General features: G+C 70.2%; 5 protein-coding genes. 3 read left to right on the forward strand and 2 right to left on the reverse strand.

Going from position 1 to position 10,373, the window contains the following annotated elements:
• Nucleotides 1-249 precede the first annotated feature (249 nt).
• Nucleotides 250-3,408 (forward strand): DEAD/DEAH box helicase, encoded by a 3,159-nt coding sequence (locus tag VFE05_23600; GenBank protein HET6233083.1) that lies wholly within the window; start codon nt 250-252, stop codon nt 3,406-3,408.
• A gap of 207 nt (nt 3,409-3,615) precedes the next feature.
• Nucleotides 3,616-4,608, forward strand: coding sequence for an SWIM zinc finger family protein (locus tag VFE05_23605; GenBank protein HET6233084.1), 993 nt, complete (start codon nt 3,616-3,618; stop codon nt 4,606-4,608).
• A gap of 1,015 nt (nt 4,609-5,623) precedes the next feature.
• Here the strand turns inward: VFE05_23605 and VFE05_23610 are convergent.
• Together VFE05_23610 and VFE05_23615 are read right to left on the reverse strand one after the other, a co-directional pair.
• Nucleotides 5,624-5,953, reverse strand: a complete 330-nt coding sequence (locus VFE05_23610; GenBank protein ID HET6233085.1) for a hypothetical protein — start codon at nt 5,951-5,953, stop codon at nt 5,624-5,626.
• A gap of 336 nt (nt 5,954-6,289) precedes the next feature.
• Entirely contained in the window at nt 6,290-8,359 is a 2,070-nt protein-coding gene (locus VFE05_23615) for a PAS domain S-box protein (protein ID HET6233086.1), read from the reverse strand.
• Between the two features lie 953 nt (nt 8,360-9,312).
• On the opposite strand from VFE05_23615, the gene VFE05_23620 reads away from it, so the two are divergent.
• Nucleotides 9,313-9,801: a response regulator gene (locus VFE05_23620; GenBank protein HET6233087.1), complete on the forward strand. Its 489-nt coding sequence runs from the start codon at nt 9,313-9,315 to the stop codon at nt 9,799-9,801.
• Nucleotides 9,802-10,373 lie beyond the last annotated feature (572 nt).

Here is a 10,373-nt window from a genome sequence, read left to right on the forward strand (position 1 = left end):
CCAGTCGATCCCGATCTCGCGTGCTCATCTTTAGCATCTCCTCGCTCCGTCGCAGGTTTCCACTCCAGTGTGGGCGAACCTGTCCCGAAGGAGGACATTTCTATATCAACCAACCCGGACATTTCTATATCAAGACTACACATCGCATTGGGCGGGGACTTCCCACGGCACGTGCATCCCGGCTACCTTCCGGGGTTCTCCCGCGGCCGTCTCGCGGGGCAGTCGATTGCACATCCGCCCGAGCCACCCTTGATCGTCGTCCACGCATTCTGGGCCCACACCGGCCTTCAGGTCTGGGCGGAGACCTCGTCCGGACGCATCCCGTCGCGAGGGCGGGCGCCGGCAGGCCCTTCCGCGAAGGTGCGGCACCATCCGTTCGCCGCGGACTCGCGCGCCCTGCGCACCGCGGCCGAGGCGCTGGGCGTGGTGGACAAGCACACCTTCGCCCCCACCGCCACGCTGGAGCTGCCGTCGCACCCCCGCGGCCCGCAGGCATCGCCGCAGCTCGTCCGCGCCTTCCCGGACCTCTACCCGTCCGACGAGCCGGGCCCCGCCGCATCGTGGTCCGTGCCCGTGCTCGCCTTCGAGCGCTTCGACGCGCTCCGCTTCCTCCTCTCGCTCGGCGAGCCGCCGGAGGGCGTGGCCGCCGGCGACAGCCTCCGCGCCTTCGCCGAGGCCGCCGAGATGGCGCTGGAGCTGGTGGCGCGCGGGCGGGTGATGCCCACCATCGAGGAGCAGCGCGGAAGCTGGCGCGGAGCATGGCGTCCCGTCCTCACCGACCAGGCGGACGCCGACCGCGCCGCCGCGCTGCGCCGCGCCATGCCCGCCGCCTGCGCCGCATCTGCCGAAACCGCGGGAGTGGAGCCGGGCGCCGTCGCCGACCTGGCGCTCGCCGCGCTGGTGGACGCCTGCGCGCGCGAGCCACTCACCCGCAAGGACGTGATCCGCGAGCGGCGCACGCGCATCACCCCAGCCGACGCATGGCTGGTCGACCTGCTGCACCGCGGCGGAATCTTCTCCGGTCCCGTCCGCACCGCCAAGGAGCTGCTTGCCGCGCTCGATGCCTGGACCCGCCCGGTCACCGCGCCCTCCGCCGGCCTGCGTACCTGCTTCCGCCTCACCCCGCCCGAGCCGGACGCGGACGAGCAGGCGGACGGAGCGACGGGGGATGGGCAGCCGATGGACCACGCAGCAGCGGATCGAGCCGCGACGAACGGCGGAGCGAAGGTCGCGGCGCAGGCCGATGGCGGATGGAAGCTGGACGTGCTGCTCCAGGCGGTGGACGACCCCAGCCTGCTCGTCCCCGCCGCCCAGGTGTGGCGCTCGCAGGGGCCGCTCACCGTGTTCCGGCGCGTGCTGGACGACCCGCAGGAGCGGCTGCTGGGCGACCTGGGCCGCGCGCTGCGGCTCTACCCCGGCCTGGCACCCGTGCTGCGCAGCCCGCGGCCCAGCGGCATGGAGATGGACGCCGACGGCGCGTACCGCTTCCTGCGCGAGGCCGCCCCCGTGCTGTCGCAGGCCGGCTTCGGCGTGCAGGTGCCGGGCTGGTGGACCCGGCCCGCCGCCCGCCTGGGCCTGAAGCTGCGCGCCACACCCTCTGCCGGGAGCGCGGCGGGCGGGCGCGTGGGAATGGAGACGCTGGTCGCGTACGACTGGCAGGTCTCGCTGGGCGGCGAGACGCTGACGGCCGAGGAGTTCCGCGCGCTGGCGGCCATGAAGGTGCCGCTCGTGCGCGTGCGCGGCGCCTGGGTGGAGCTCAAGCCCGGCGAGGTGGAAGCCGCCCTGCGCATGTTCGACCGCGGCCGCGGCGGCGAGATGACGGCGGCCGAGGTGCTGCGCCTCGCGATGGGCGCCGACGCCCCCGCCGAGCTTCCGCTGGAGAGCGTGGAGGCCGAAGGCTGGCTCGGCGAGCTGCTCTCGGCCGACGGCGACGCGAAGGTGAAGGACGTGCCCGCGCCGCCCGGCTTCACCGGCAAGCTGCGCCCGTACCAGCGCCGCGGGCTCTCGTGGATGTCCTTCCTCGACCGCCTGGGCCTCGGCGCCTGCCTGGCCGACGACATGGGCCTGGGCAAGACGGTGCAGCTCCTCGCGCTCCTCCTCTCCGAGCGCGCGGAGGCGGAGGGAAGCGCGCCGCCGCCCACCCTGCTCGTCTGCCCCATGTCGCTGCTGGCGAACTGGCAGCGCGAGGCGTCCCGCTTCGCACCCGGCCTGCGCGTGCACGTGCACCACGGCGCCGATCGCGCGTCGGCAGACGAGCTGAAGGCCGCGGCGGAAGAGAGCGACCTCGTGCTCACCACGTACGCCCTCGCCACCCGCGACCAGGAGGCGCTGGCCGGCGTGGATTGGGGCCGCGTGGTGCTGGACGAGGCGCAGAACGTCAAGAACTCCGCCGCGCGCCAGGCACAGGCGGTGCGCACCTTCCGCGCGCCGCGCCGCATAGCCCTCACCGGCACGCCGGTCGAGAACCGGCTGGCTGAGCTGTGGTCCATCCTCGACTTCCTCAACCCCGGCCTGCTGGGCACCGCGGCCGACTTCCGCCGCCGCTTCGCCACGCCCATCGAGAAGTACCGCGACGCCGATCGCTCCGCGCAGCTCCAGCGGCTCACGCGGCCGTTCGTGCTGCGCCGCCTCAAGACCGACCGCCGCATCATCCGCGACCTGCCCGCCAAGCACGAGATGAAGGTGTACTGCACCCTCACCCGCGAGCAGGCGTCGCTCTACCAGGCCACGGTGGACGAGATGATGCAGCGGGTGGAGCAGGCCCAGGGCATCGAGCGCCGTGGCCTGGTGCTCGCCACCCTCATGCGCCTCAAGCAGGTGTGCAACCACCCCGCGCAGCTGCTGGGCGACCGCTCCGCGCTGCCGGGGCGGTCGGGCAAGCTGGAGCGGCTGGAGGAGATCGTGTCCGAGGTGCTCGCGCTGGGCGACCGCGCGCTCGTCTTCACGCAGTTCGCGGAGATGGGCCACCTGCTGCGCCAGCGGCTGGAGGAGCGCTTCGCCCGCGAGGTTCCCTTCCTGCACGGCGGCACCACCCGCGCGGCCCGCGACGAGATGGTGGCGCGGTTTCAGGCCGGCGGCGGGCCGCCCGTCCTCCTCCTCTCGCTCAAGGCGGGCGGAACGGGCCTCAATCTCACCGCCGCCAACCACGTCGTCCACTTCGACCGCTGGTGGAACCCCGCCGTCGAAGACCAGGCCACCGACCGCGCCTTCCGCATCGGCCAGCGGCGCGACGTGCAGGTGCGCAAGCTCGTCTGCGCCGGTACGCTGGAAGAGCGGATCGACGAGATGATCGAGGAGAAGAAGCAGCTCGCCGCCAGCGTCCTCGGCACCGGCGAATCGTGGCTGACCGAGCTCTCCACCGCCGACCTGCGCCGCATCGTCACCCTCGGCAACGATGCGCGCGGATGATGCGGTTTCGGTCGATGACGGACCCGACTCCGACGATCGAAGCCGTCCGACACGCCCCAGCCGGGAAACGGCGTCGCGCCTCCCGGGCGGCGGGTCCGCAGCAAGTCTCCCGTATCCGCTTCGACGACGGACCGGCGGTTGATGGCGGAGCAAGATGCTGGTGATGGAGGACGGACGATGCGGATCGACGCGGGATGTCGATGATGGATGACAGCGGTGAAGATCGAGGCGTACGCCGATGAGGAAGGACGGACGATGAGCGACTGGTGGATGTACGAAAGCGGCCCGCGCCGCCCCGCGCCCGACGGCATCCGCGCGCGGAGCCAGCGCGGCGAGATCGGCGAGAGCTGGTGGTCCAAGCGCTTCCTCGACGCGCTGGCGCAGGTTGCCGACACGTCGAGGCTTGGCCGCGGGCGCAGCTACGCCCGCAGCGGCCAGGTCATGCGGCTCAAGGTCGCGCCCGGCGTGGTCACCGCGAACGTCCAGGGTTCGCGCGTCACGCCGTACGCCGTGCGCATCACCCTCGTCCCGTTCACCGACGCCGAGTGGGCGCGCGCGGAGGCCGAGCTGGCCGCCCAGGCGCTCAACCTCGCCGCCCTTCTCGCGGGCGAGATGCCGCGCGACGTGGAAGAAGCGTTCGCCGCCGCCGGCCTCCACCTCTTCCCCACCTCGGCCAAGGAGCTGGCGAGCAGCTGCTCGTGCCCGGACTGGGCGGACCCGTGCAAGCACACCGCAGCCGTCTACTACATCCTGGCCGAGGCGTTCGACGCCGACCCGTTCCTCGTCCTCGCCTGGCGCGGGCGCCCGCGCGAGCAGCTTCTCGAAAACCTCCGCGCCCTCCGCGCCGCCGCCATCGCCGCCGAAGACGCCGCCGCCCCCCCGCCCGAAGCCGAGCCGGACGCCGACGCTGCCGCGGACCCTCTCCCCGCGTCCGAAGAAGCGCCGCGCACGGGCGGCTTCTGGACCGCGGGCCCGGAGCTGTTCGGCTTCCGCTACGCCCCCGCGGCCCCCGCGGTGCCGGACGCCGTGATCCGCCAGCTCGGCCCGCTTCCGGAAGCCGCCGGCGGCTCCGCCATCTCCGAAGCCCTCTCCACCGCCTACCATATCTTCACCGCCGCCGCCGAACGCCGCGCCTTCCCCGAAGCCGCCCCGCCGCCCGAACCCAAGGAGCCGAAGGCACGGAAGCGGAAGGGGGCGTAGGGACCCGGAGAGCGGGAGGGTTTCGCATGCGGAAGACTGCCCCCTCCCCCGGCCCCTCCCCCGCAAGCGGGAGAGGGGAGAACTGCTTGCGGCATCGCCGCTTAGCTTGGCTTCCCAGTCCACTCGTAAACTGCGTTACCCCGCTACCCGCTTCATCCCACAGATCCACATAACCCTTTCTCCTACAATGATCTAGCTCCCCTCCCCCAGGCAGTTTTGGGGGAGGGGCTGGGGGAGGGGGCCTCCTCCCGCCCACGAAAATCCAATCGAATTGGGTAGGGGGCAGCCGGCAATCACCGGCTGCGCCCCTCCCTCACCACCGTACGTGCGGGTCCGCATACGGCGGTTCGGAAGGTTGAGGTGCGGAGTGTGTGGTTCCCCGCCCTGGGCAAAGAGGCTGCTCCCCGCCATCGGTGCTTCCTCGCTGCGTGGTACTCTCGGGGCTTCACCCCTACCCTCCCATGCGAGCCCTGCCGAGGCAGGCATCTGAGGCATTGTACCTCTGAGGTTCGCAGTGTTCTCCCTCCCTTCCGTTCGGCCCTTCATCGGTGAGGATGGGTCTTCGGCCATGGTGGCTCCCCGGCCGACTACTATGGCCTCTGCTGACTTCTCGCTCCGCCGCGTAACACTCCCCGTCGGCGTCCCCCTTTCAGAGGTGAGGCGAGATCTCCCCGGGTAAGCACTGGAACTGTCCCCGCACCACCGCCGGATCTACACCGCCTGAGCTTTGGTCGTGAGAGCTTCGCGTTGCGTTGCACGCTCGCCCTGCTCGGCAATGCCTCGTATCCGATTTCTGTTCGTCGGCGCGCGGGTCTCGCTAGCCGCTTCTTTCAGCCCTACCCTCACGGGCAGCACCTTGCGGTTCGCTCGGGTCCCCTACGACCAAGTTCCCAGGGGACTTTCACCCCCAAGCTCCAGCACATGCCGGGCACACAACACGAACGGGGAGCCTGCGAGAGGCTCCCCGTTCGTGCATCTACCGAGTTGTGCTGCCGATGTTCACCGACCGGGAGTGCTACCGCTCGATCCAGCGCTCCACGCGGCCGCCCTTGTCCAGCACGAGCGAGGTTTCGGGGCCGTCGTGCAGGCGGTCGAGCCAGCGGGCGGCGGTGAGGTGCTCCAGCAGCTGCCCGGCATCTTCGTCGTTGAGCGCGTCGTGCGTCACGCGAAGGAAGCGCACGCCGCTGTCCTGGTCCGGCCTGAAGCGCCACGCGTGCCGGCGCTCTTCGCCGCGCTCCGAGGTCTTCACCGTGCTCCACGTACCCGCAGCCTGGCGGCGGAGCGCCGTGCCCAGCTCGCGGGTGATGCGCGTGAGCTTGTCGTTCTTGTTCTCTCGCGGGGCCATGTACGCCTCCCTGGATTGGGGGCGGAGTGTGCGCGCCCCGGGGGATGGACCGTCAGCGCGGTGCGCACTGGCAGGGGGAGCGGGCACCTGCATGCCGCTCCGTCTCCTTCATACCCCGCGAATTCAGTTTCGGCCACTTCTGCCTCGCGCCGCCCGCCCGCTGCCGGCCCCAACTCCGGCGGGCGGGCCGGACGGAAGGTCGTCCAACGCGAAAACGGGAGCGCAGGGCTCCCGTTTTCGTCTGCCGAATTCATCTGTCATCGCCCGCATTCATCTACCGATCGAACACATCGTTTCGGCCGCAGAGATCGGATACCCGCGCCGATGTCGTGATGGCTACCGCGCGGCGGGGGCCAGGGGCAGGGTGAAGCGGAAGGTGCTGCCGCGGCGCTCGTTGTTCTCGGCCCAGATGCGGCCGCCGTGCTGCTCCACGATCTGCCGGCAGATGGCGAGGCCCAGGCCCGTGCCGCCCTTGTCGCGCGCGTCGGTGCTGTCCACCTGCTGGAAGCGCTCGAAGATCAGGCCCAGCTTCTCCGGCGGGATGCCGCGGCCCTGGTCGCGCACCTCGAACACCGCCTCGCTCTCGCGCTCCGACACCGAGAGCCAGACCGTGCCCTCTTCCGAAGAGAACTTGACCGCGTTGGACACGAGGTTGCTCAGCACCTGGCAGATGCGGTCCGGGTCCGCGAACACCCGCACCGGCGAGGGCGTCACCACCAGCCAGATGCCGGCCTGCTCCGCCATGGAGCGCATCACGTCGGCCGCCTGGGTGACCAGCTCGCCGGCCGAGTACACCTGGCGCTCCACGGCCACCTTGCCGGAAGCCATGCGCTCCAGGTCCAGCACGTCGTTGATGAGCCGCATCAGCCGGTCAGTGTTGCGCATGGCCAGGCTCAGCATGCCGCGGCCGCGCTCCGGGTTGCTGTCCAGCAGCCCGTTGGCGAGCAGGCCCAGCGACGCGCGGATGGAGGTGAGCGGCGTGCGCAGCTCGTGGCTCATCACGGAGATGAACTCGTCCTTCAGGCGCGCCGTCTCCACCCGGTCGGTGATGTTGCGCGTGACCGCCTGCATCCCCTCCACCTGCCCGCTGGCGGAGGTGACGAGCTGGGCGTTCTGGCCCACCCACAGCTCCCGCCCGTCTGCGGTGCGCACCGGGAACTCCAGGTAGGTGGCGGGCACCCGCTCCGCGATCTGCCGCCGGTAGAACGACGTGACCTCCTCCACCATGTCGGGCCGCACCAGCCGCGTGTACGGGTGGCCCAGCAGCGCCTGAGGCGAGTACCCGGTCACCGAGATGCCCACCGGGTTCACGTACGTGAAGTTGCCCACCACGTCGGTCTGGAAGATGATGTCGCTGGCGTTCTCCACCAGGTGGCGGTGGCGGGCCTCGCTGGCGCGGAGGTCGGCCTCGGCGCGCTTGCGCTCGGTCACGTCGCGCGAGCTCATCACCACCAGGCGCGGGTCGGCCGGCAGGCGGTTGCCCAGCGCCTCGTAGCAGCGCCAGGTGCCGTCGCGGTGCAGCACGCGGAACTCGACCGCCTGGCTGCTGGAGGGGTCCTCCACGGCGGCGCGCAGGGCGCCGGTGAGCGCCTCGCGGTCCGCCGGGTGCACCAGGTCCAGCGCGCCGCGGCCGGCCAGCTCGGCGGGCGTGTAGCCCAGCATGCGCTGCACCGAGCCGCCCACCGCGCGCACGAGCCCCTGCGCGGTGACCAGGGTGATGAGGTCCGAGCCGTTGAGGGTCATGGACCGCAGCAGCGCCTCGCTCTTCACCAGCCTGCGCTCCAGGCGGCGCTGCTTGGCCACCTCCTGCTCCAGCTCGCGCGTGCGGGCGCGGACCTTCTCTTCCAGGCTCTCGTTCTGGCGCTGGAGCTCCAGCGCCAGTGCCCGCGTCTCCAGCACGTTGCGGATGCGGAGCAGCGCCTCGGTGAAGTCCAGCGGCTTGCTGAGGAAATCCTTGGCGCCGCTGGCCAGGGCGCGCTGCCGCGCCTCGGGCGTGATGTCGCCGGAGAGGACCAGGATGGGCAGGTAGGTGCCTGCGGCCTGGCTCTCCATCACGCGGCCGATCAGCTCCACGCCGTCCATCTGCGGCATGTGCAGGTCCAGCAGCAGCAGGTCGGGCCGGATCTCGTCCACCAGCCGCAGCGCCTCGTGCGGGTCGGCCGTGGTCCACACGCGCCCGTAGCCCGCACGGTCCAGCATGCGGTGCAGCAGCCGCAGGTTGGCCGGCTCGTCGTCTACCACCAGGATCCTGGCCGCGGTCAGGCTCATGGGCGGCGCCAGCGGCTGCAAGGGCTCATGCGCGGCCGGCTGCTCGCTCCGCCGGTCGCCGGGCGGCACGATACGGAGCGCGGGCCGGTCGGCGGCCACGGACGGCCTGCCGCCGAAGCGGATTGCAGATGCGGGCATGTTCATCGGGAAACCCGGGAAAGAGCGGCGGGAAAGGCAGCACCTGCCAAGGCAGTTCCGGGGCCAGTGGTGAGATATCTCCGTAAGTAGTGTCAGTCAAATGTTTTACCCTCAATGTCCGTTGGGGTTCGCACGCATCGCACCTGTACGGTTCTCGCCGTGCTGCAGCCGGCGAGCAGCCGGCGCCGCCCGTACCAGCGCAGCTCACGCGCGATGGTGCAGAAACAGGACGGTGTACGGAAACGCGACGCTCCGCGGCCCGTCACGCGCAAGTATGTGGCCGCGCCGGCGGTTTCCGGACCAGCGTACACGGTTGACGGCGGGCGGGGCGGGGAGCGCTGGCACTAAGCATCTACAGAATAGAGCAGGTGCGCGGTGGTTCTATCAATCGTTATTTGTTCAGGTGTGCTATGTTGTTCTGTTACTAGATGATAGGGCCGCGGCAGCGTGCGGCACTCCCCGTGCACGATTCGTAAATCGTCGCTAAGGGACGATCCTTTAGTGGCATTAGTACTCTTAAGCCGCTGGAGGGTTTTATGTCAGAGCAGGAAAACATCGCGGGAAAGATGCGCCTTGACCCAGACGACCTCGAAGTTGACTCCCTCAGCATGGAAGACTTGGAGGCGGTCGCCGGGGGGCAGGATGCAATCGCAGTCGTGGGGGATTCCAACGGGTGCCCGCAGAGCTACACCTGCCCCGGGAGTTACACCTGCCCCGCAAGCTACACGTGCCCGCAGAGCTACACGTGCCCTAACTAGGGCGCCGGTAGGCTCGGCGCATAGCTGACTGCCAATCGCGCGACCGCTCTCCGATGGGGTGGCCGCGCGATCTTCTTTGTGCAGATCCATGATCCCGTGCGAATGTCTCGCGGTTGACGGCGGCGGGGCGGGGAGCTATTTGCAGCGGGTACGTTTCGGAGGGCGCGCGGTGAACGGCCGAGAAGGCGGGAGAGCATGGACCTGGAAGACATCAAGAGCGCGTCGATCCTGCTGGTGGACGACGAGGAGGCGAACATCCGCATCCTCCAGCGCTTCCTGACCAAGGAAGGCTACACCGACGTGCACGGCGCCACGCAGGGACGCGAGGTGATGGCCACGTTCGGAGAGGTGAAGCCCGACCTGGTGATCATGGACCTGCACATGCCCTTCCCGGACGGGTTCGTGATCCTGGACTGGCTGGGCTCGGCCATCCCCAAGGCTGAGTACCTGCCCATCATGATCGTGACGGGCGACCTGAGCGTGGAGTCGAAGAACCGCGCGCTGGTCCTCGGGGCCAAGGACTTCCTCACCAAGCCCTTCGACTTCTTCGAGGCGCGCTACCGCATCCGCAACCTGCTCCAGACGCGCGCCCTGTACCTCCAGCTGGAGCGCTACAAGGCCGCCGCAGGCGAGAGCCCGTCCGCCGGCACGGACGGCCCGGATACGAATACGCGGGCCGAGTAGCCGCTGCGCAAGGGCTTTCGCACCTCGTCGCCCCCTTCGCTGGCCGGGTGCCGGCCGGCGACGTACGGAGATGCGCATCATCACCCTCCATCCGGGAGCGGAGAAGGTCGTCAGGCCCGTTAGTGAGATGCGCATCCGCCGAGGCGCTTCGGGCGGCGGCGAACCTCACGCATCGGCCGAAGCGTTTCGGGGATGCGGGACGATCTGCCGCGTCCGCACGTAGCCGCCCCATCGCCCGAACCGCATCTTCCGTCCGCTCGTTCCGCCGTTCATCCTCCGAAGACACGAGATCACTGAGTTGGCTCCAGAACTGCCGCGACCCGGGATCTCAGTGCCCGCCGGCACGGTGGCGGTGCGGCGCTCGCTGACCACGCTGGCTTGATCGAACCTCGAAAGGCTTCACCGAAAATCGTGGAAGCGCTCGGCCCGCCGCCGGGCGCTTCGTGTTTCCGGTAGATAACCACTTCAGGCGTTTGAGTCCGGTGCGACGCGGAAGGCGCTCCTCGCGACTCCATCCGGCGGGGAATCAAACGTTTCCTTGCGCATGGCGGCACGAAAGGTATGTTGCATCG

The organism is Longimicrobiaceae bacterium (assembly GCA_035696245.1).
Classification (GTDB): Bacteria; Gemmatimonadota; Gemmatimonadetes; order Longimicrobiales; family Longimicrobiaceae; genus DASRQW01.